Annotated in this window: 15 protein-coding genes and 4 tRNA genes; 13 read left to right on the top strand and 6 right to left on the bottom strand. The window is 46.8% G+C overall.

Features of this window, described 5'->3' with window-relative positions:
• Nucleotides 1–59 precede the first annotated feature (59 nt).
• Both ACGHCT_RS18885 and ACGHCT_RS18880 read left to right on the top strand, forming a co-directional pair.
• A complete protein-coding gene (locus tag ACGHCT_RS18885) occupies nucleotides 60–1,274 on the top strand; it encodes an LL-diaminopimelate aminotransferase (RefSeq protein ID WP_072851588.1) in 1,215 nt (404 codons plus the stop codon).
• Between the two features lie 85 nt (nucleotides 1,275–1,359).
• The gene (locus ACGHCT_RS18880) at nucleotides 1,360–3,018 is read left to right on the top strand and encodes a YARHG domain-containing protein (RefSeq protein WP_390437230.1); all 1,659 of its coding nucleotides are present in this window, start codon (nucleotides 1,360–1,362) and stop codon (nucleotides 3,016–3,018) included.
• Between the two features lie 57 nt (nucleotides 3,019–3,075).
• Here ACGHCT_RS18880 and ACGHCT_RS18875 read toward each other — a convergent pair.
• A tRNA-Sec gene (locus tag ACGHCT_RS18875) sits at nucleotides 3,076–3,173 on the bottom strand.
• An 85-nt stretch (nucleotides 3,174–3,258) separates the two neighbouring features.
• A complete protein-coding gene (locus ACGHCT_RS18870) occupies nucleotides 3,259–4,587 on the bottom strand; it encodes an MATE family efflux transporter (RefSeq protein ID WP_390437229.1) in 1,329 nt (442 codons plus the stop codon).
• A 193-nt stretch (nucleotides 4,588–4,780) separates the two neighbouring features.
• On the opposite strand from ACGHCT_RS18870, the gene ACGHCT_RS18865 reads away from it, so the two are divergent.
• The 3 genes from ACGHCT_RS18865 (at nucleotide 4,781) to ACGHCT_RS18855 (ending at nucleotide 8,220) form a co-directional block, all read left to right on the top strand.
• A complete protein-coding gene (locus ACGHCT_RS18865; RefSeq protein WP_390437228.1) occupies nucleotides 4,781–5,755 on the top strand; it encodes an L-lactate dehydrogenase in 975 nt (324 codons plus the stop codon).
• A gap of 12 nt (nucleotides 5,756–5,767) precedes the next feature.
• On the top strand, nucleotides 5,768–6,931 hold the full coding sequence (locus ACGHCT_RS18860; protein WP_390437227.1) for an NADP-dependent malic enzyme: 1,164 nt from the start codon (nucleotides 5,768–5,770) through the stop codon (nucleotides 6,929–6,931).
• 302 nt (nucleotides 6,932–7,233) lie between these two features.
• Complete coding sequence (locus ACGHCT_RS18855; RefSeq protein ID WP_390437226.1) at nucleotides 7,234–8,220, top strand: reverse transcriptase family protein; 987 nt, start codon at nucleotides 7,234–7,236, stop codon at nucleotides 8,218–8,220.
• Between the two features lie 69 nt (nucleotides 8,221–8,289).
• Here the strand turns inward: ACGHCT_RS18855 and ACGHCT_RS18850 are convergent.
• Both ACGHCT_RS18850 and ACGHCT_RS18845 read right to left on the bottom strand, forming a co-directional pair.
• Nucleotides 8,290–8,362: transfer RNA gene (locus tag ACGHCT_RS18850), tRNA-Gly, on the bottom strand.
• Between the two features lie 18 nt (nucleotides 8,363–8,380).
• Nucleotides 8,381–8,451, bottom strand: a tRNA-Gly gene (locus ACGHCT_RS18845).
• A 236-nt stretch (nucleotides 8,452–8,687) separates the two neighbouring features.
• On the opposite strand from ACGHCT_RS18845, the gene ACGHCT_RS18840 reads away from it, so the two are divergent.
• Both ACGHCT_RS18840 and glpK read left to right on the top strand, forming a co-directional pair.
• Nucleotides 8,688–9,581, top strand: a complete 894-nt coding sequence (locus ACGHCT_RS18840) for a fumarylacetoacetate hydrolase family protein (RefSeq protein ID WP_072851606.1) — start codon at nucleotides 8,688–8,690, stop codon at nucleotides 9,579–9,581.
• 12 nt (nucleotides 9,582–9,593) lie between these two features.
• Nucleotides 9,594–11,087 carry a glycerol kinase GlpK gene (gene glpK / locus ACGHCT_RS18835; protein ID WP_390437225.1) on the top strand — a complete coding sequence of 498 codons (1,494 nt, stop codon included), beginning with the start codon at nucleotides 9,594–9,596 and terminating at the stop codon, nucleotides 11,085–11,087.
• A 105-nt stretch (nucleotides 11,088–11,192) separates the two neighbouring features.
• Here the strand turns inward: glpK and ACGHCT_RS18830 are convergent, their stop codons facing one another.
• A complete protein-coding gene (locus ACGHCT_RS18830; RefSeq protein ID WP_390437224.1) occupies nucleotides 11,193–12,182 on the bottom strand; it encodes a uroporphyrinogen decarboxylase family protein in 990 nt (329 codons plus the stop codon).
• Nucleotides 12,183–12,217: 35 nt separating this feature from the next.
• Nucleotides 12,218–13,429 (bottom strand): nitrate/nitrite transporter, encoded by a 1,212-nt coding sequence (locus tag ACGHCT_RS18825; protein ID WP_390437223.1) that lies wholly within the window; start codon nucleotides 13,427–13,429, stop codon nucleotides 12,218–12,220.
• Nucleotides 13,430–13,734: 305 nt separating this feature from the next.
• Here ACGHCT_RS18825 and ACGHCT_RS18820 point away from each other — a divergent pair, with 305 nt between their 5' ends.
• The 6 genes from ACGHCT_RS18820 to ACGHCT_RS18795 all read left to right on the top strand — a co-directional run bounded on the left by ACGHCT_RS18820 (nucleotide 13,735) and on the right by ACGHCT_RS18795 (nucleotide 21,910).
• Entirely contained in the window at nucleotides 13,735–15,291 is a 1,557-nt protein-coding gene (locus ACGHCT_RS18820; RefSeq protein ID WP_390437222.1) for a PucR family transcriptional regulator, read from the top strand.
• A gap of 134 nt (nucleotides 15,292–15,425) precedes the next feature.
• Nucleotides 15,426–15,498: transfer RNA gene (locus ACGHCT_RS18815), tRNA-Phe, on the top strand.
• A gap of 97 nt (nucleotides 15,499–15,595) precedes the next feature.
• Nucleotides 15,596–16,741, top strand: coding sequence for a CapA family protein (locus tag ACGHCT_RS18810; protein ID WP_390437221.1), 1,146 nt, complete (start codon nucleotides 15,596–15,598; stop codon nucleotides 16,739–16,741).
• Between the two features lie 220 nt (nucleotides 16,742–16,961).
• Nucleotides 16,962–19,076, top strand: a complete 2,115-nt coding sequence (locus tag ACGHCT_RS18805) for a glutamine synthetase III (RefSeq protein WP_390437220.1) — start codon at nucleotides 16,962–16,964, stop codon at nucleotides 19,074–19,076.
• Between the two features lie 39 nt (nucleotides 19,077–19,115).
• Nucleotides 19,116–20,291 (top strand): PucR family transcriptional regulator, encoded by a 1,176-nt coding sequence (locus tag ACGHCT_RS18800; RefSeq protein ID WP_390437219.1) that lies wholly within the window; start codon nucleotides 19,116–19,118, stop codon nucleotides 20,289–20,291.
• A 350-nt stretch (nucleotides 20,292–20,641) separates the two neighbouring features.
• Nucleotides 20,642–21,910 (top strand): cysteine desulfurase-like protein, encoded by a 1,269-nt coding sequence (locus tag ACGHCT_RS18795; protein WP_390437218.1) that lies wholly within the window; start codon nucleotides 20,642–20,644, stop codon nucleotides 21,908–21,910.
• The last annotated feature ends 8 nt before the right edge of the window (nucleotides 21,911–21,918 follow it).

Here is a 21,918-nt window from a genome sequence, read left to right as displayed (position 1 = left end):
GCCAGAAGAAGGAGTTTATATTAGAATAGGAACAGAATCAGTTACCTAGGAGGAAATATATGTTTAAGATTAATGATAATTATTTGAAACTGCCGGGCAGTTATTTGTTTTCTACCATTGCCAAAAAAGTAAATGCTTTCACAGAAGCCAATCCGGATAAAAAGATTATCCGTCTGGGAATTGGAGATGTTACCCAGCCTCTGGCTCCGGCTATTATCGGCAAACTGCATGACGCAGTGGAAGATATGGCGCATGCAGAGACCTTTCACGGATATGCACCGGACCTGGGATATGAGTTCCTGAGAAGTGCAATTGCCAGGAATGACTATGCAGACAGAGGCTGTGACATCGGCGCGGATGAAATATTCGTTTCTGACGGGGCGAAGTGCGACTCCAGCAATATACAGGAAATTTTTGCATTGGATAATAAAATCGCAGTCTGCGATCCCGTATATCCGGTTTATGTTGACTCCAACGTAATGGCGGGGAGAACCGGAACCTATGATCCGAAGGCGGAGACGTGGAGCGATGTGATCTACATGCCATGTACGGCTGAGAACGATTTTGCCCCCCAACTGCCGGAAGAGACGCCGGATCTTATCTATCTCTGCTATCCCAATAATCCCACGGGATCTACCATAACAAAAGCACAGCTTCAGGAATGGGTAGATTATGCCAATAAAGTCGGGGCTGTGATTATTTATGATGCCGCTTATGAGGCTTACATCTCAGAGCCGGATGTTCCCCACTCTATCTATGAATGTGAAGGGGCAAGAACCTGCGCCATTGAGCTCAGAAGCTTCTCTAAGAATGCCGGATTTACAGGAGTCCGCCTGGGCTTCACCGTAATCCCTAAAGATCTCAAGTGCGGCGATGTGGCACTTCACTCCCTGTGGGCAAGACGTCACGGCACCAAATACAACGGGGCTCCCTATATTGTACAGCGCGCGGGAGAAGCAGTATACTCACCAGAGGGCAAAGCTCAGTTAAAGGAACAGGTTGCCTATTATATGAATAATGCCAAAGTGATTTATGAGGGCCTGAAATCCGCAGGCTACACCGTGTCCGGCGGCGTTAACGCTCCCTATATCTGGCTGAAGACTCCGGATGGAATGACATCCTGGGAATTCTTTGATCATCTTCTGGAAAAGGCTAACGTAGTAGGCACGCCGGGATCCGGTTTTGGCCCCAGCGGAGAGGGATACTTCCGCCTTACTGCATTTGGAAACTATGAGAACACAGTGGAAGCAGTTGAGAGAATAAAAGCATTATAGAAAACTAGATAACGGGGTCGGACTGCATACTTTTAGCCTGCGGTCCGGCCCGTTATGTTTATGGTAATGGAAAAGGGGGATAACGATGTATTGTCAGCATTGCGGAAAAGAGCTGCCGGAGGATTCTGCTTTCTGCCGTTACTGCGGAGCTTCCCAGGGGTTGGGAGACGGAAAGAAGCCGGGGAAAAAGAAGGCGGCAGTTGCCGGGATTGTTGCAGGGGCGGCAGTTTTTCTGGTTATACTGCTGTGTGTAATCCTGGGCGGAAAAAAAGAAAAGGCCGCGGGACCGTCGGAAGGGACAGAAACTGTCCGGAAGGTACAGAAGGAAAGCCAGACAGCAGAGGAGCAGGAAACCGTGGATGCAGAGGAGACTGCCCAAGAGGAAGAACTTCCTGCTGTCCTGGGGAATTTTGTAGTACAAAGGGGGACCCGCACGGCTGCTCTGGGGGATAGGGAGCTGATTCTCTACGAGGAGGAGCAGGAGGTCTGGAGCACACAGGGAACCGTTGGGAACAGGCTGATGATGACGGAGGATGGTCTGTATTATGCCAGGGAGCAGACCGGCAGCTCTCTTGAATACTATGATTTTGAGGAGAAAACGCAGACAGTAATTCTTGGGAATTATATGGGGATGGAGCCGGTCGGACTGATAGGCAGCAAATTATATGTCAAGGCAGCAGGGAAAAATGATATGGATGACCATATAATCGTTGAGAAGGATTTGAGTGAAGGCACCGTCAGGGAGGTGCCGTTTCCTGACATGTGGGGGGACTTCAGCATACTCACGTGCGGGGACAGGCTGTACTATCTGGGGGGCAGGACGGATGTGAGCGCATCTCCTCTCTACGAGGGAGATCCCGCTACAGGGAATGCGGTTGTCCTGGATCAGCAGGCAGCCTGCGGCCCCTTTGTCCGGGAAGGCAAGCTTTATTATGTACACTGCAATGAGCCGGGATACGACACCGAGAGTATTTTTGAACTCACAGAGCTAGAACCGGGAAGGGGTGAAGGCAGGGTACTTTTAACGGATACCTACGGAGAGATGGGATGGCTGAAAAGTGTGGAGAACGGTTATGCTGTCTTTGACTGCTATAAAGAAACAGAGAGCTTCCAGAAAGTACTGGATCTGGCCGCGGGAACGGTCAAAAGGACAGATAATCAGGGGGAAAAGAGTACCGAACTTATTGGACATGACAAGGAGGGGTTCTATTATTCTGCGTATTCAGGAGAATATACTAACGGAACCTGGTATCCCCCTAAAGTGTATCATGTGTACTACTATAATTATGCCGGCGGACAGATAAAGGATATGGGGTCAGTCACCGGCAGAGCCGTGGGTGTGGACAGGGATTATATTTATTATGCTTCTTCGGAGGATACAGCGGATGCAGCTTACGGCAGGGTGCCCTTTGGCAGTACGGTACCGGAACCGGTAAAGACAGAGACCCCTTCAGACAGCAGCGACAGGGAGTATATCCTGCCGGGAAGTGACAGCCGATACTACCGGAAGCTGGATCTGGAAGGGCTTTCGGCAGAGGAAATACGGATAGCCAGAAATGAGATCTATGCCCGTCACGGCTATATGTTCAGTACGCAGGATCTGCAGGAGTATTTCAGCGGGAAATCCTGGTATACTCCGTCCGTGCCGGCGGAAGAATTCAGCGAGGGGATGCTCAACCAGACAGAGCGGGCCAATCTGGATATGATTAAAGAATATGAACGGAACACAGGGATTAACCAGTAATCAAAAAGCGGGTTCACAGAGAACCCGCTTTCTTTGTATATAAATATGGTTATTTTCTGGCGAGAGCATGTGGGAATCGAACCCACCCAGGACGCTGTTAACGCCCAACACTGGTTTTGAAGACCAGGAGGCACACCAGTTACCTTTCTACTCCCATAGTCAAAGCAAATGCTTTTATAAGCTATATCATTATAGCAGACAGACGTAAAAGTGGCAAGCTGAAAATCGAATACAGTACCATTACAGGGTATTCTTCTTCTTTGCATAGTAGATTAGTCCGGTAAGATCCGCCAGCAGCCAGCCGATAGGAATGGCGCTCCAGATTCCGGTCAGTCCGATTGCCGGCACAGGGGCCAAAAGATATGCCAGGAGTACCCTGGTGCCCAGCGAGATGACGGTCAGGATCACCGACATACCCGGGTGTCCCAGTCCCCTGTAAAGCCCATAGAGAAGAAACAGAAGTCCTATGCCCAGGTAAAAGACTCCCTCAATTCTGAGATAACTGGTTCCAATCCTTAGAATCTCTGTCTGATCCGGGGCAATGAAGATCGTGAGCAGGGGTGTGGCAAAGAAAAATATAATAAAAGAAATCAGGAGACTGAAAATAGTGGATAACTGGATGGCGGAGCGGATTCCCCTGTGGATTCGTTCTGTTTTTCCGGCTCCCTTATTCTGTGCTATGTAAGTGGAAAATGCGTTCCCGAAGTCCTGCAGCGGCATATAGGCAAAGGCGTCTATCTTGACTCCTGCGGCAAAGGCGGCCATGACAGATACTCCGAAGCTGTTTACCAGACCCTGCACCATAAGGATTCCCAGATTCATAATGGACTGCTGGACGCTGGTAAGAGCGGAGCAGCCTGCAATCTCTTTGGCAAGGGCGCGGTCGAAATGCATATTGTTCCTTGAGAGTCTGGCCAGAGGCACCTTTGTCAGTGTATAAACCATAATTAAAAGGGCGGATACCCCCTGAGCGGTGATCGTCGCCCAGGCGGCTCCCGCAATGCCCCAATGGAAGCCTACTACAAACAAAAGATCCAGGCCAATGTTCAAAACTGCGGACACTCCGATGCAGATAACAGGAACCGTGGAATTCCCCATGCTCCTTAAAATGGCTGCGAAAAAATTATATAGAAAGATAAAGCAGATTCCGCCGAAGATGACGACCAGATATTCTTTTGTCATGGAACGTATGGAACTGTCAATCCGGAGAACGTGTATGATTCCGTCTGTAAAAACATAAGTGAGGAGGTTAATTACCACGGTAAAAAGGGCAATCAGGAGAAAAGCCACAAAAAAGCTGTCCCCCATTCTCTTTTCGTCTTTGGCTCCGTAAAACATAGAAAAGACAACGCTGCTACCCATGCAGAGACCTATAATTGCCGAGGTCAGGAATGTCATGAGCGCAAAAGAGGTGCCCACGGCTGCCAGTGCTTCCGGACCAATAAAACGTCCTACAATAAAAGAATCCGCAATATTATAGAATTGCTGCAGAAGGTTGCCCACAATCATAGGGAGTGCGAACTGCAGCATAACCTTTTTTTCATTTCCTACCGTTAAATCACGTTCCATAGCTACCTCTCTGAGTTTATAAATCATATAGTTTTAACTATTGTACCCTATAAACAGTACAATGACAATATTAACGGCACCTTAACGCCATAGGAAATGCAAATGAGATATAATACAGAAAAAGGCCTTTTGTTATAAAATTATCATGCATTGCAGTGTTAACTTGTTGTTATGAAAATAGGAGAATGCAGAGATGGGAAAAAATAAGAATAAAAATAAAATTGTTGTGGTTGGTGCAGGGAATGTAGGGGAAGCGATTGCATATACCCTTATGCTGCGGAAACAGGCCAGTGACATCGTCCTGGTGGATCTTAATGAGGACAGGGCAAAGGGAAGCGCTCTGGATATCGCCCATGCCACAGCCTTCTTCCGTCAGATCAAGGTCAGAAAAGGCGGATATGAGGAATGTGAGGACGCGGCAATTATTGTAATCACAGCTGGTATGGCCAGAAAACCGGGGCAGACCAGGCTGGACTTGGCAAAATCTAACGTGGCAATTGTCCGGAGCATTACCCGGAATATCATGAAATATGCTGAGAATCCTATTTTGATCGTAGTTTCGAATCCGGTAGATATTTCTACCTATGTTGCATGCCAGGAATCCGGCCTCCCTTCAGAACGGGTGATCGGCACGGGAACAACGCTGGATACCGCACGTTTCCGTTATCTGATCAGCGAAGAGCTGGGTGCGGATGTCTGTGATGTAAACGCATATATCCTGGGAGAACACGGAGACAGCCAGGTACCGGTATGGAGCAGCGCTACCATTGCCGGGGAACCTGTAGACCAGTTTAGAAAAGCCATGGGCTGTAAGGGAGAACTGGACCACGAAGCCCTTGGAGAGCGGGCCCGGGATTCGGGTGCGGAGGTAATTCAGCTTAAAGGTGCAACCTTTTACGGAATCGCCATGATGACGTCCAGAATCGCTGAGGCAATCCTGTCAGACGGGAATACCGTGCTGCCGGTATCTCATGTATTGGGAGAGGAGTTCCCCTCCTACCGGGGAATTGCATTCAGTCTTCCCTGTGTAATTAATGGAAAAGGGATTCAGAGGGTACTGGATATCCCTATGGACGAGGCAGAAAAGAAGAAGATGGAAGATTCAGCGGAAACGATGCGGGAATTTCTTACAAAAGCATTAGAGGCCCCCGAGAAGGCGGCCAGCTAAAAGGAGCAAAACATGGACAAAAAAGAATTTGCATTACAGGAACATGAAAAATGGCAGGGAAAAATAGAAGTTATCAGCAGAGCAAAGGTAGACTCCGCAGAGGCTCTCTCCGTGGCTTATACGCCCGGTGTGGCAGAGCCCTGTCTGAAGATTGCTGAGGATACCGAGCTTTCTTATAAATATACCCGGCGTCACAATATGGTAGCTGTTGTGACAGATGGAAGTGCCGTACTGGGGCTGGGAGATATAGGGCCTGAGGCAGGAATGCCGGTTATGGAGGGGAAATGTGTATTATTTAAGAGCTTTGGCAATGTAGATGCCTTTCCTTTGTGTATCCGCAGTAAAGAGGTAGACGATATTGTAAATACTGTGCGCCTTCTGGCGGGAAGCTTCGGGGGCGTGAATCTGGAGGATATCTCTGCCCCCAGATGCTTTGAAATTGAAAGACGGCTGAAAGAGTGCTGTGATATTCCGATCTTCCATGACGATCAGCATGGCACCGCGGTTGTGACCGTTGCAGCCTTGTTAAATGCTTTAAAATTCACCGGCCGCAGACTGGAAGATATAAAGGTGGTTACTTCAGGGGCCGGTGCTGCGGGGATCGCCATCATTAAGCTGTTGGTAAGCCTTGGGCTGAAACATGTTGTAATGTGTGACCGAAACGGGGCAATTTATGAAGGCCGGGAAGGGCTGAATCCGGTTAAGGAAGAGATGGCCCTGATTACTAATAAAGAGAAGAGAAAGGGCAGCCTTCAGGATATGCTTAAGGGAGCGGATGTATTTATCGGGGTATCCGCACCGGGTACAGTGACAAAAGAAATGGTGATGTCCATGGCAAAAGATCCCATACTTTTCCCAATGGCCAATCCTACACCGGAGATTATGCCGGACCTTGCGCTGGAAGCAGGAGCAGCTGTTGTGGGAACCGGACGGAGCGATTTTCCCAATCAGATTAACAACGTGCTTGCTTTCCCAGGCATCTTCCGGGGAGCCTTGGATGTCAGAGCGAAGGATATCAACGACGAGATGAAGCTTGCTGCGGCTTATGCCATAGCCGGTCTGGTATCTGAGGAGGAACTGAAGGCGGATTATATTATACCGAATGCCTTTGACCCAAGGGTAGCGCCTGCAGTGGCCAGGGCCGTAGGGGAGGCATGGGAGCGAAGCAGCAGGTAATGTAACGGAAGCACTGGATCTGTACGCCATTCTATGCTACTATAAACCTTAACATGACAGCGGCTGCAGCCAATCCAAAGTTATTTTTGGCCGGATGGCGAGTCGCCTCCCCGGAATCATGCAAACAGTATCAGGTGCAGTGCCCTGCACCCCGAAAGCTGCCTGCAAGGTACTTCGGCACACTTCGTGTGCTTTGGCCTTCGGCCTTGTACCTTTCCGCAGCTTTCGGTATCTCCTTATTTGTGCTGCCGCTGTCTTTGTTAAAAAGGAGAAAAGACAGAATATACAGCCGGAGGCAGGATATGGGGAATATAGATATCTGGAAATATTGTACAGGGGAACAGTGCAGGGATATGCTGCTGGATCTGAGACTTCTGGGGAACGTTGATTGGAGCAGGGAAAAACAGCTGGCCTGTCTTTATTCCCTGAGCAACCATGCGGAGAACCACTATCACCTGAAAGAAATTACAGGAAAAGGCGGCAGACAAAGGACCCTCCAGGTTCCGGATGCATTCTTAAAAAAAGTTCAGAAAAATCTGCTCAGAAATGTCCTGGATGGTTTGCCTGTATCTTCGTATGCGACGGCTTATCGGAAGGGAAAAAGTATTCTGTGCAACGCAGTTCCCCACACTGGAAAAGGGAAAATACTGAAGTTGGATATGAGAGACTTTTTCGGAAACATTACTTTTTTTCAGGTTCGGCAGAGCGTGTTCGGAGGTCTGCTGTTTCCGGGAAGCGTGGGAACCCTTCTCACTCACCTGTGCTGTTACAGAGACTACCTGCCCCAGGGTGCGCCCACATCAGGTGCAGTATCCAATCTGGTGCTGAAAAGCTTTGACGAATCTATGGGAAACTGGTGCCGGATACGGGAGATTACTTATACCAGATACTGTGACGATATGACATTTTCCGGATCCTTTGACAGCCGGGAAGTAAAGAATAAGGTGGAGAGCTACCTGAGAATTTTGGGATTTGAGCTCAACCCCAAAAAAACAAAAGTACTTGACTCCGGAACCAGACAGATGGTGACTGGAATTGTGGTAAATGAAAAGCCTCAGGCAGACAGAGACTACAGAAGAAGACTTCGGCAGGAGTGCCACTACTGTCTGAAATACGGCCCGGATCCCGGCCGGGTTTCAAGCAATAAATCCAAAGAAGCATATCTGGCAGGCCTTTTGGGAAAGGTGAACTATGTGCTTCAGATTAATCCGGAGGATATGTATTTTAAAGAAATAAAAAGACAGCTCACACAGCTGCAGAGAGAAGCAGGAGAGTTTCCCATGCAGTAAAAAGGCCGCCCCAATAATAAATGAGGCGGCTTTATAAATGGACTGTTTTATTTACACAAGATCAAAAAGAGCGCGAGACGGGACTCGAACCCGCGGCCTCGACCTTGGCAAGGTCGCGCTCCACCAACTGAGCCACTCGCGCATATACATCTTTCGATGAAGCGGGTGATGGGAATCGAACCCACGTATCTAGCTTGGAAGGCTAGTGTTCTACCATTGAACTACACCCGCACAATGAAGTTTTTTATCACTGTTTTGTTCAGCGACTCGTATATAATACTATGATTCGGGGAAAAAGTCAAGAGCATTTTGAAAAAATCTATTGGAATTTAGGACAGAAACCTTTATCCGCTCTCCCGCTGAACAATAGGGGATAGTTTTTTGAGCTTTATTATGGTAAAATATATCCAAATATAGGGCCAATTTCATCATATCAATTATGTACAAAACAGGAGGGGGAACAAGGAATGAAATTATTAACCTACAAACTGAATAAAGATGACAAGGAACGTCTGGGAGTAATGTGTAAGCTGGAACCGAGAAGGTTTTATCCTCTGGAACAGTTTGGGCTGCGGTTCCATGACATGAACGATTTGATTGACCATATTACCCGGCAGGAGCTTCTGATGCTGGAGCAGGAAGCGGGGACCGGGAATCATGAATACCTTAATTATGATGAGGTGGAACACTGCGCGCCCATCCCCCGTCCAAAGCAGGATATTATCTGTCTGGGAATGAATTATATGGAACACGCCATTGAGTCAACCAGATATAAGAATGAGGCATTCGGCGGCAAAGCGCCATATTCCGTGTATTTTTCTAAACGGGTAAATGAAGCAGTGCCAGACGGAGGCATCGTTCCTTCTTATCCCGGACTGGTGGACAGCCTGGACTATGAGGCCGAACTGGCCGTGATTATCGGAAAAAATGCCAGGAATGTTTCAAAAGAGGAGGCATTTGACTATGTGTTTGGATATACAATTATCAACGACATCAGTGCGCGGAATATCCAGACAAGACATCAGCAGTGGTATTTTGGAAAAAGCCTGGACGGCTTTACCCCTATGGGACCATTTATTAAGACTGCGAATGAGACGCCCAATCCTCCGATCTTCGGAATTAAAAGCCGGGTAAACGGAGAACTGCGGCAGAACAGCACTACAGATCTTCTTATCTTTGACATTCCTCATGTCATTGAGGAACTGTCATCCGGGATGATGCTGCAGGCAGGAACGATTATCTCTATGGGAACGCCTGCAGGCGTGGGGATGGGATTTGTACCCCCGAAGTTTCTGCGCAAAGGTGATGTGGTGGAATGCGGCATAGAGGGGATTGGCACAATTACGAATACGATCGGGTAAGAGAGGACTTCTATGAAAAAATATATTATGGCACTGGATCAGGGGACAACCAGTTCCAGGTGCATTTTGTTCAACCGGGAAGGCAAGATATGCAGCATGGCGCAAAAGGAGTTTACTCAGTATTTTCCTAAACCGGGCTGGGTAGAGCATGATCCCATGGAAATATGGTCTTCCCAGATTAGTGTTGCCACGGAGGCTATGAGCCGTATCGGCGTTGCCTCCCGGGAGATTGGAGCCATAGGCATTACAAATCAGAGGGAGACAACCATTGTCTGGGACAAGGCAACGGGAGAACCAGTATATCCTGCCATTGTGTGGCAGTGCAGGAGAACCGCGGATATTATAGAAGAATTAAAGGCGGATGGATTTGACCGCTTGATTCTGGAGAAAACAGGCTTGATTCCCGATGCTTATTTTTCAGGGAGTAAGGTAAAGTGGATCCTGGATCACGTGGAAGGGACGAGAGAACGTGCCCAAAAAGGTGAGCTTTTGTTCGGAACAGTAGATACCTGGCTGATATGGAAGCTTACCCAGGGAGCAGTACATGTGACCGACTATACCAATGCCTCAAGGACTATGCTCTTTGATATTCACAACCTGGCCTGGGACAAGGAGATCCTTGAACGCCTGGATATTCCGGAGTGTATGCTGCCCCAGGTAAAGCCCTCCAGCTGCATCTACGGATATACTGATGAGAGTGTACTGCAGGGGGGAATCCCCATCGCAGGAGCGGCCGGAGATCAGCAGGCCGCATTATTCGGCCAGTGCTGTCTGGAAAAAGGAGATGTGAAAAATACGTACGGCACTGGATGCTTCCTTTTGATGAATACAGGGGAACAGGCCGTGCGCTCCAGAAACGGACTCCTGACTACCATAGCCGCAAGCTTTTCAGATAAGGTGCAGTATGCTCTGGAGGGAAGTGTGTTCGTGGCTGGGGCGGCCATTCAGTGGCTGCGGGACGATCTTGAGATGCTGAGGAACGCCGGAGAATCAGAAAAGTACTGCCTGTCCGTGGAGAACAGCAACGATATCTATGTAGTGCCGGCATTTACCGGTCTGGGTGCGCCCTACTGGGATCAGTATGCCAGAGGTGTGGTAGTGGGAATTACCAGAGGAACCGGAAAAGCGCATTTGATAAGAGCGACTGTGGAGTCGTTGGCTTATCAGGTGCATGATGTGATAAAAGCAATGGAACAGGACGCTGGGGTGCCGCTGAATAGTCTAAAAGTAGATGGGGGAGCCTGTGCCAACAATTTCTTGATGCAGTTTCAGTCAGACATTCTGAATGCCCGGGTGGAACGTCCTCAGTGTATTGAGACAACTGCTCTGGGTGCAGCTTATCTGGCCGGGATTGCAGTGGGATTCTGGAAGGACAGAGAGGAGATTCGGAAGTACTGGGCCCTGGAACATGCGTTTGCCCCTGATATGGATGAAGAAAAAAGATCCGGCCTTTTAAAAGGGTGGAAAAAGGCAGTGAGATGCTCCTTTGACTGGGCCAGAGATTAGTTGAAATCTGTTCTTAATTATAAATAGCATGGAGAAACTCCGCCCGGATCCTGCGTTAAACGGCAGAATCCGGGCAGAGCTTCTCTTTTTTGTTTATAATGGAACTCAAATAGGATGTTCCAGGGCATACCGACGACCATAGGCAGCCAGTTCATCCATCACGATGCTGTTGTTCCATTCAAGGAAACAGATGCCGTTGGGGATGGAAGGATAGAATCTGCCGCCGGGACAATAGGTGTCAATGGCACGCCGAACCTCGGAACGGATGGCCTCTTCGGTTATGTTGGCGATATCCACCTTAGGGCCGTCGATACCGCCAACCATGGCCAGCTTCCCATCAGTGACACGCTGAATCTTAACAATATCATTCTGCGCGATGACGCCCTGCCAGATGTCCACACCAATTTCCACCATATCGGTTACAATAGGTTCGCAAATGCAGTCCGCATGATGCATATAGATCATGCCGCATTCGTGTATCGTATCAGCAATTTCTTTCTGCAGAGGCTTGATAATCTTTCGCCATACACTGGGCGGAAGGAATACATTTTGTTTAGAACCCCAGTCATCATGATAGAAAATGATATCAGGATGAAATTGTTCGGCGGCCAGGCGGATCAGTTTGATTTTATAATCCGCAATTACACGGAGAAGTGCCGCCATTTCTTCAGGGTATTCCATGTAGTTTACCAGTGCATTTTCCATTCCCATTAAGTGATGGGAGCGTTCGAACAGGCCGCCTGCACAAAAGAAGCCTACGAACTTTTCATTTCTGTCCACAGCGGCTGCCTGTGCCCTTGCCATGGACCAGTCGTATTGATCCAGTGAGGGAACCTTTAACTGAGATTCCCAGTTTTCAATATCCTTAATGACAGCATTTTCCGGAGTCACATGGGGATGAGGGCCAGGGGCTCCCGGCTTATAGACATAAACTGTGCCCCAGGAATCTGCGTGTTCCAGGCCGTCCTGGGGCGGCATATCCCCCATGAGAACCGGGTCCCCAATCAGTTCAACAGCGTTCATAAGATCACCGTAAAAATCCGGCTGCTGACCATTGTAAATTGCTAATGCATTTTCTTTTAGAGTCATTGACATTGTGAAATCCTCCTTTCAATTCAGAAACTTATTTTTTATTTTACGCCCTTAATGGTGCACACACCGACCAGGCCGCCCAAGGTAATAACTGCGAAAACAATGAATGTGGTGGTGTAGCCTGCACTTTGTGCCAGTACGCCGAAGAGGGTCGCCGCCACCAGACCGCCCAGACCAATAAACATATTGACAGCGGAAATACCTATACTAGCTATGCGGGGCTCAAACGTTTCACCGGCAACAGTATAGATCAGACCCATACATACAGCAGGAATGCCTTGTCCCCAGAGCGTCAGATTCAGGAGAATGCCGTCAGGAAGTGTTACGATCAGTACCCGGGAGACCGCCATCCAGAGAAGTGCGATTAGAAAAATCCACTTTCTGGTTTTCAATAGATCCGACAGGGTGCCGCCGAGTGCTGTGGAGATGGCACCTACGACAGCAGATCCGCTGACCAGGGTAGAAGCGGTGACCGGATCATAGCCGCGTCCCAGCGTCAGATAGGCGGGGGCAAAATTCATAACCGCCATAGTACTCATCATAAAAGCAAAGCCGCCGATGGAAAGCTGAAGAACTTTGGGATCTTTTAGTGCAGCAAGCAGAGAAGAACCCTTTCCTGCGGATCCTGTATCGGCAGGCTGGAGTTTGGACGCCGGGGGCGCAACCTCATCAGTAATGAAGAGTGCCCAGAGGATCAGTATAACAACGCCGTAGAGTGTGGTAAACCACCAGGCTGGGGTTACATTATCGGCTGTTGTGATACGCGGGACCAGGTTAAACATAACCAGCTGTGCAATGGTTCCGGCGGTTATGTACCAGCCGTTGGCGCGGCCGCGAAGTTCCGGCTTAAACAGGCAGGCGATGATATAGGGGCCAAGAATACCGGCGCCGCAGATACCAACGCCCACAATCAGCTGGGAGACGAAAAGTCCATAGAAGTTAGTTGTGAAAAATGTTCCGGCAAATGAGCCCAGAATGACCATTCCTGTAGCAATAAAACCGGTTTTTCTCGGCCCAATCCTGCCCATCAGGACGCCGAAAGGAACAGCCAGGAATACACTGAGAATACTGAGCGCCGAAATCAGCAGGCCTGCCTTTGTTTCTGTAATTGACATCCCTTCCATCAAGTAGGTCAGGACGGGCTGCAGCTTATACTGGCAAAAGCCGGCAGTCAAATATTGCAGAATAACGATTAGAAGATAGAAATAGGGCGGAAAACGATGCTTTGTTTTGGAAATAGGGTTTGACATATATATCCCTCCTCGCAATTTTTTTGATAGAGATAGTATACGTCTTTATCTAAAAACAAGAAATATTCATACTGGCTATAGATTTTTTTATAAAATGGGCAGGATTTTCAACTTTATCGACAATGTTATCCAGCGGATATGTGCGGCAGGGGGACATACTGCCTCTCGAATCAGACAAAAAATGTGCAGCCTGCACATTGCACATTTGCGCTATCATTTGAAATGCAATTGTGAAAAGAGTATAATTATTACTGAGATTAGAAAGCCTGGTTTTTCCGAATTTGGTTTAAGGAGGTGTTGCCGTTTTGAATCTTTGTCTGGAACTTATTGCGGACGAGTTGGCGCATTATCCATCTCATATACTCCGCAGAAACAAAATAAGTCAGCGCAGACTGCAAATGAAGGGAGTGGGAATTTATCGGAGAGGCATGAATTTTTCCTCTGATATTTGCTATATGGTGTCTGCAAAAAATGTGACGGATAGGTTTAATTGCCCCAACAATACTACATTGATTGTAATAGGATCAGTGAATGATGGGATTTTCGAACGTGCCAATTCAGATATTCTTATTTTGGAAGGGGAGATGCGCAAAGAGGACTTCTATGATATTTTCAATGAGATTTCAGATATTTTCGTTAAATATCAGGAAATCGATCATCGGCTGTACGAAGCTGTCTCCAAAAACGAAGGATTTGAAAAGGTAGTTACCATCGGGCAAGAGCTTTTTAATAACCCAGTCATTATCTTTGATCAGAATTATTGCGTCATGAATAATCTGGACTATGAGATACCCGGAGTTACGTGGGCGGTAGATCCCTGGTCAGGTACAAAAATTCTGCCGCTGGATGCGATCAACACCATTAAGACGTCTCCGGAATATATACATAAAAAATCGGATGACGGTACTTTTCTAATCTCTGAGGACTATTTTCCCTGCAACATGATCTTAGCATCTGTCAAAAAAAATAAGCTTCGTATTACGGTGGCTGTGCTGGAAACGCAGGCACCGCTCATGGAAAGTCACCGCATTCTGGCGAAATATTTTGCAGATTTCATTCACCTGACATTCAATAAAAACTATATTCATACAGGGCATCCGGTCAGATTTGAAAATTTTTTGAAAGAATTGCTGAATAATCATCAGATGGAACAAGCGTGTATTGACCGTTATCTCCTCTCTATGAATTGGAAGAATACGGATACATATATCTGCATGACCTATCAAACCAGCAGGTGGGACAAGGTTGGCGTAGTATACTACAATGTATGCACTAATTTAGAACTGCAGTTTCCCGGAAGTTTTGCCTTTTATTACGACGATAATATTATTTTTTTGGTGAACCTGACCCAACAGGGCTTGGAGCGCCAGCAGCTTATTTACTGGCTGTCCTCCTTTTTGACTGAGGGAGTGTTCCGTGTGGGGATTAGTTATGATTTCTTTGAATTTCACACCTTTCCAAGCTATTACCTGCAGACTCTCGGTGCATTGGAAATGGGAGAAAAGTATGCCCCTGATGAGTGGTGCTATGATTTCCGGGATTATGTATTTTATTACTTTCTCCACTATGGAACCAGCAGGATTGACGGCAGACATCTGTGCTTCCCTGGCATTGTACAGCTTTATCTATACGATACAAAGAATCAAACGGATTTACTGCATACCCTGAGAGTATATATTCAATGTGAGCGCAATGCAGCATTAACGGTTAAAAACCTGTATATTCACAGAAATACCCTGTATCAAAGACTGAGAAAGATCGAAACGATTTTAGATGCAGATCTGAATGACGAGAAAGTCCGCCTGTTTATTCATTTGTCGTATCAATTTGTGGAACATTTATCACTGGAACCAGTGTTATAAGATGCGGCTAAACAGCTCTCTGCCAACGCTTCTGCTACAATCTCCGGCACGGATATAAGAACAAATTGGGTATTGAAATTTAATGAAAATTATGTTATTATTCCAAATGTGTGATGCGAAGGCGTCCGCAAAATGCCCAGATAGCTCAGTTGGTAGAGCAGAGGACTGAAAATCCTCGTGTCGCTGGTTCGATTCCGGCTCTGGGCATTTATTTTTTTGCAAAAATTACATTTCTTAATTCAGAGACAGATGACAATAGAATGAACGGAGGAAGCAATTCCTCAGAAAGAGACTGTGAGATAAAATGAGAAAATCCAGATACAGATTTAAGGGAAAAGACTATAAAAGAAAAAAATTTTTGTTTGGCGCTGGCTGCGGTATCCTCCTTTTGATTGTAATAATAGCCATCTCTGCAGGGATTAAGAGCTGCGGATCGAAGCCAGAGGATAAGACAGCAAAAAAGAATAAGACGGTGTCCGCCGATACTCAGAATGTGGAGGAGAAAAAAGGACAGGAAGAAACGGATGATAAAGCATCAGCAGAGCCTGTTCAGATCACGGTGAGTACTGCGGGGGACTGCACCCTGGGGACAGACGAGGGGTTTGATCAGAGCACCAGTCTGAATGCCTATTACAATGAACAGGGAGGCGCTTATTTCTTTCAGAATGTAAAGAGTATATTCGAGGCCGATGATCTTACCATTGTTAATATGGAGGGAACCCTTACCACCTCAGACAGCCGGGCAGAAAAGCTTTATGCCTTTAAGGGAGATCCATCCTATGTGGATATTCTTACTAACGGTTCAGTAGAGGCCGCCAACATGGCTAATAACCACAGCAAAGACTATGGGGAGTCCAGTTATGAGGATACGGTAAAGTATCTGGAGGAAGCAAATATCACAACCTTTGGTTATGACAAGACCGCGGTGATGGAGATCAAAGGGCTGAAGGTCGGCCTGGTGGGAATCTATGTACTTGCCGATGGCATGGAGAGAGAAGAACAGCTGAAAACCAATATCGCGGCGGTAAAAGAACAGGGTGCCAATCTTGTAATAGTAAGTTTCCACTGGGGAGAAGAAAGGGCCACTGTGCCCAATGAAATACAAAAAGATCTTGCCCATATAGCAGTAGACAATGGTGCAGATCTTGTGGTAGGCCACCATCCTCATGTACTGCAGGGAATTGAAACCTATAATGGAAAGAAAATTGTATACAGCCTGGGAAATTTCTGCTTCGGCGGAAATAAAAATCCCAGCGATAAGGACACTATGATTTTCCAGCAGACATTTACCTTTCTGGACGGGAAACTCCAGGAGGACGAGACAGTGAATATTATTCCATGTTCCATATCTTCCTCCTCCAGCCGGAATAATTATCAGCCCACGCCGGCAGAAGGTGACGAAAAGACAAGAATAATGGAAAAGATAGAGATGCTGAGCGGTAAAATATAATTCGGCAGAATTCACTTATAGATCCATATATAATAGAAAAAGAGCCTTATGAAAGCAATACATTAGAGTTGTGAATGCTACAAATAGAAAAGAGAAAGTTTGGAAATAGTACAAAGCTTCTGTATTACAACTTGTGGTACAATTCATAAGTAATGGAGATTCAAATGAAGCAGCAATTGCGCTGAATATCCGTTTTAGTAATACGAAAAGAGGTAAAACTATGAGCTTAGAATTATATGGCGTTGCGGATATTTTCGGGGAAGATGTGTTTAATGATACCGTAATGCAGGAACGTCTGCCGAAAAAGATCTACAAGAATCTGAAGGAAACGATTGAAGAGAGAAAAGAATTAGATCCGGAGACAGCGGATGTTATTGCCCATGAGATGAAGGAATGGGCAATAGGAAAAGGCGCCACACACTATACTCACTGGTTCCAGCCGCTGAATGGAGTGACGGCTGAGAAGCACGATTCTTTTATTTCAGCGCCATTGCCTAACGGCAAGGTGCTGATGAGTTTTTCAGGTAAGGAGCTGATCAAAGGAGAACCGGATGCGTCTGCCTTTCCATCCGGAGGTTTGCGGACTACCTTTGAGGCGAGAGGCTACACCGCCTGGGATTGTACCTCTCCGGCGTTTGTAAGGCATGACGCGGGGGGTTCTACTCTCTGTATTCCTACGGCATTCTGCTCCTATACGGGGGAAGCATTGGATCAGAAAACTCCTCTTTTGCGCTCCATGGAAGCTATCAGCACCCAAGCCCTCCGTCTGCTGCGCTTGTTTGGCAATACTGCGTCCAAAAGGGTGACTCCTTCCGTGGGGATTGAGCAGGAATACTTTCTTATTGATGCGGAGAAGTTCAAACAGAGAAAAGACTTGATTTATACGGGGCGTACTCTGTTTGGTGCAATGCCTCCGAAAGGACAGGAATTGGATGACCACTATTTCGGGACGATCCCTCAGAGGGCTGCGTCATTTATGAAGGAAGTTAACGGAGAACTCTGGAGGATGGGCGTACCGGCAAAAACCCAGCATAACGAGGTGGCACCGGCGCAGCATGAGCTGGTACCGATTTATGCGGAAGCGAATATAGCTGTGGATCACAATCATCTTATTATGCAGACGCTTGAGAGAATCGCATACCGACATGGAATGAAGTGCCTGTTCCATGAGAAGCCTTTCGCAGGAGTGAACGGTTCTGGCAAGCATAACAATTGGTCGCTGATGACAGATGACGGAATCAACATTCTGGAACCGGGAAAGACGCCACATGAGAATACACAGTTCCTTCTTATCTTAACCTGTATTATCAAAGCGGTCAACCGTCATGCAGATCTGCTGCGTGAATCTGCAGCCGTCACCGGGAATGATCACCGACTCGGGGCCAATGAGGCACCTCCGGCGATCATTTCGATTTTCCTCGGGGATCAGCTTGAGGATGTGCTGGAGCAGTTGATCCGTACTGGGGAAGCAACCCGAAGCTTAAAAGGCGGCAGACTTTTGACCGGTGTGAGAACGCTTCCGACTCTAGCAAAAGATGCGACAGACAGAAACCGCACCTCCCCGTTTGCATTTACCGGAAATAAATTTGAGTTCCGCATGGTCGGTTCCAGTGATTCTGCTGCAGGAGCGAATATTGTACTTAATACCATCGTTGCAGAAGCTTTCTGCGAGGCATGCGACGTGTTGGAGAGGGCAGATGACGTGAGTCAGGCAGTCAATGGTCTGCTCAGGGAATATGCGGCGGAGAACCGCAGGATTATTTTCAACGGAGACGGTTATTCTGAAGAATGGACACGCGAGGCAGAAAGGCGCGCCCTGCCGAATGTCCGCTCTATGGTAGAGGCGATACCTGCCATTATTTCTGATGCGGCAGTTGTTCTATTTGAAAAATTCCATGTATTTACAAGGAACGAGCTGGAATCCCGGGCGGAGGTTCAGTATGATGCATATGCAAAAGCAATCAATATTGAGGCTCGTACGATGATCAATATGGCATGCAAGCAGATTATTCCGGCTGTTATACATTATACAAAGACGCTGGCAGATTCAGTGCTGGTTGTGAAAACCACGGGGGCAGACTGTTCCGTACAGGCAGCACTGCTGAATGAGGTTTCAGCACTGCTGGCAGAAGCTAAAACGGCGCTGGACGCTCTGAAAGCAGTAACGGAACAAGCGTTAATAGAAGCAGAAGGAGCCGTACGGGCGAAATATTATCATTCCCATGTATTTCCGGCAATGGCAGCGCTTCGCGCCCCGATCGATAAGCTGGAGATGCTTGTCGATAAGCAGATATGGCCGATGCCATCCTACGAAGACCTGATTTTTGAAGTATAATTCTACTGTAAATGTTGCGGAAGAAAAGGAGGAAACAGAATGTTCAGTTTTCGGGATATCATGGATCTGGATGTTATGAACGGAATGAAGCTGATTGCGGGAGAGAAGGGGTTAGACAATGAAATAGAGAAGGTTTCTATCTTAGACTATGAGTTTACAAGGAAAGGCTCTTCTTACGCAAGCTGGTCGGATGGGGAATTTGTCCTGACAACATTCCTGTATGCAGCTGGGGATGCCAGCCTGATATTTCCCGCAGTAAAGCGGCTATGCAGGGTTAAGGCTGCCGGGCTTGCCATCCGTAATGTTTTCCAGCTTGAAATCTCGAGAGACGTCATCTGGTTTGCAAACCAACATAATTTCCCGATTTTCATTATTGATGATCATCAATGCTATTTTGAGAAAATTATAATAGGAATTAATGATCTGAAACAGAGGCTGAATGACAGCAACTTTCAGGAGAAAAATATTGTGGAGATTCTAAATAACCACTTCACCCAAGCGGAAGTGAAGGAGAGGGTGCTGAAGATGAATCCATCTATGGGAAACTCTTATGAAATCTGCTATATTAAGCCTGTGAATTTTCTTGCTGAAAACAACCTGAATAACTTAATTAAAGGAAAAAAGAAATGGGGCAGTGATAATCTTATCCGCTATAAGTCCGGGGCTTTTTATATCCGTACGATTGACCAGAGCAAAAACGAGCGCACAGAGAGAGCGGAGAGCTGGTATAAAAAGCTTTCTCTGGAGCCGGAACGGTTCATTGTAGGAGTCAGCGAAACTCATAGATTTAAGGGAGATTTCAGGGATGCGCTGCTGGAGAGTTATTTTGCCTGTTTTTATGCACAGACTTACGGTCAGAGGATTTGCTCTTATGATTGTTTGGGCTGGTATCAGATTTTGCTTCAGGCCCGGAGCGCAGTACAGATGGAACGGTATATGGACAAGACATATCAGCCTATTTTTGAATATGACAGGAAAATGAATGCTGACCTATGGCTGACCCTGATGGCTTATGAGGCGTCCAACGGGAACCTAAAAAAAACAGCAGAGAGGATGAATGCTCATATTAATACTGTGAGATACAGGCTTAAGAAAATCTGTGAGCTCTTCGGTAAGGACTTTAGCGACAGAAATTTTGAGGTGGAATTATTTTCTGCGGTGAAGATTTTTTATGCACTTCCTTTTATTAGGGAGAATATGGAATTATTTGATTAAGAAAATATACAAAAACAACTCAGATGAAACAGTAAAATATACAAAAAGCAAAATTGAAGATGCAAGGAAGAAAAAAGAAAACAAGCATATCCAGCAGGGTATCGTGTACTGAAAGACACGAAGTTCTGCGGGATATGCTTGTTTTGTATTGGAGGCCTTAAAATTACCTGTGTTTTTTAAGACAGGCAGAAAAAGGCAGAGAGGTCAGTTTTTATAAATTGTAATATATACAAAAAGGAGAAAGAATTTTTGCACTTTGTTTAAAATCAGGTCATTGAGATGCAATTTGCTAAAACATATAATAAAGCTAGAAAATTTGAAAAAGAGAAAAAATAAAGGAGGTATTATTTATGAATTTCAAATTTGATGTAAACGCTGTTCGTGAACAGTTCCCGGCATGCAAGCTGGAAATTGACGGTGTCCCGATTGCCTATTTAGATGGTCCCGGAGGAACCCAGATTCCGCAGCGGGTACTGGATGGCATGTTTGGCTATATGGTCAATGATAATGCTAACGAGGATGGAAATTTTAAAGCCGGCAGAATGGCGCGTGGTATCGAGTATGCTGCACGCGAAGCGGCAGCGGATTTACTGGGCTGTGACCCGGACGAAATTGGTTTTAATTGTTCCTCTACACAAAATAATTTTAACTTGGCGATGAATCTTTCTAAAAACTTTCAGCCAGGTGACGAACTTATCGTTACGGAGATTGACCACAGGTGTAACAGTGCGCCCTGGAGATCCCTGGAACGGTTTGGCTGTGTGGTAAAAACAGTCAGGCTGGATCCGGAAACCCAGCAGCTGGACTTTGAAGATTATAAGGCCAAGCTTTCCGATAAGACGAGGGTGGTAGCGGTAAACTGGGCTTCCAATGCACTGGGAACAGTGACGGATGTCAAAAAATTTATTAAGCTTGCACACGAATATGGCGCTTTTACTGTCGTAGATGCTGTCCACTATTCAGCTCATTTTCCGATAGACGTGAAGGATATCGACACGGATGTGCTGCTCTGCTCCCCTTATAAGTGGTTTGGTCCCCACATGGGAGTTATTTATATGAAGAAGGAGCATATAGCCAGTCTGGATTTTAATAATGCGAAGTGCGATGACATCAGTGAAGGCAGCAGAAAATTCCATATGGGCACCCCTCAGTATGAGTCTTTAAAGGGAATCACCGAGGCAGTCAATTTTATCGCTTCTATCGGCGAACAGTATACAGAATGTTTTGCCGAACAGCTTGGGACATTGACAGGGCGCAGAAAAGCTGTAGTAGCAGGTATGCTTGCAATTGATGAGTACGAAAGTGCACTGGCGAAGAAGCTGCGCATGGGTCTGCGGGCAATCCCCGGCGTGAAGGTATGGGGACCGGCGGAAGGACAGCCTAGGACACCGACTGTGGTCTTTACAGTGGAAGGACATGCGCCTGAAAAGGTGACGGAGGCTCTTGGTGCGAAGGGCATCAATTCATGGCACGGTGATTTCTATGCAGTGGAAGCCGTGGCAGCAATCGGATTGGCTGAGAGCGGCGGACTGATTCGGTTAGGTCTGGCGCCCTACTGCACGGAAGGTGATATTGACCGGACATTATATACCGTACGAGAAATTGTCTGTGGATGTTGAAAAATAGG

Origin of the sequence: Lactonifactor longoviformis, assembly GCF_042848515.1 — a bacterium.
GTDB classification, from domain to species: domain Bacteria; phylum Bacillota; class Clostridia; order Lachnospirales; family Lachnospiraceae; genus Lactonifactor; species Lactonifactor longoviformis.
This window is presented reverse-complemented; position numbering and strand designations above follow the sequence as displayed.

What these genes read in the sequence shown, in the direction of transcription:
- ACGHCT_RS18880 (WP_390437230.1), top strand. Translation starts at nt 1,360, where the DNA reads ATGTATTGTCAGCATTGCGGAAAAGAGCTGCCGGAGGATTCTGCTTTC.
- ACGHCT_RS18865 (WP_390437228.1), top strand. Translation starts at nt 4,781, where the DNA reads ATGGGAAAAAATAAGAATAAAAATAAAATTGTTGTGGTTGGTGCAGGG.
- ACGHCT_RS18825 (WP_390437223.1), bottom strand. Translation starts at nt 13,429, where the DNA reads ATGTCAAACCCTATTTCCAAAACAAAGCATCGTTTTCCGCCCTATTTC.
- ACGHCT_RS18800 (WP_390437219.1), top strand. Translation starts at nt 19,116, where the DNA reads ATGTTCAGTTTTCGGGATATCATGGATCTGGATGTTATGAACGGAATG.
- ACGHCT_RS18860 (WP_390437227.1), top strand. Translation starts at nt 5,768, where the DNA reads ATGGACAAAAAAGAATTTGCATTACAGGAACATGAAAAATGGCAGGGA.
- glpK (WP_390437225.1), top strand. Translation starts at nt 9,594, where the DNA reads ATGAAAAAATATATTATGGCACTGGATCAGGGGACAACCAGTTCCAGG.
- ACGHCT_RS18830 (WP_390437224.1), bottom strand. Translation starts at nt 12,182, where the DNA reads ATGTCAATGACTCTAAAAGAAAATGCATTAGCAATTTACAATGGTCAG.
- ACGHCT_RS18805 (WP_390437220.1), top strand. Translation starts at nt 16,962, where the DNA reads ATGAGCTTAGAATTATATGGCGTTGCGGATATTTTCGGGGAAGATGTG.
- ACGHCT_RS18795 (WP_390437218.1), top strand. Translation starts at nt 20,642, where the DNA reads ATGAATTTCAAATTTGATGTAAACGCTGTTCGTGAACAGTTCCCGGCA.
- ACGHCT_RS18885 (WP_072851588.1), top strand. Translation starts at nt 60, where the DNA reads ATGTTTAAGATTAATGATAATTATTTGAAACTGCCGGGCAGTTATTTG.
- ACGHCT_RS18840 (WP_072851606.1), top strand. Translation starts at nt 8,688, where the DNA reads ATGAAATTATTAACCTACAAACTGAATAAAGATGACAAGGAACGTCTG.
- ACGHCT_RS18855 (WP_390437226.1), top strand. Translation starts at nt 7,234, where the DNA reads ATGGGGAATATAGATATCTGGAAATATTGTACAGGGGAACAGTGCAGG.
- ACGHCT_RS18870 (WP_390437229.1), bottom strand. Translation starts at nt 4,587, where the DNA reads ATGGAACGTGATTTAACGGTAGGAAATGAAAAAAAGGTTATGCTGCAG.
- ACGHCT_RS18810 (WP_390437221.1), top strand. Translation starts at nt 15,596, where the DNA reads ATGAGAAAATCCAGATACAGATTTAAGGGAAAAGACTATAAAAGAAAA.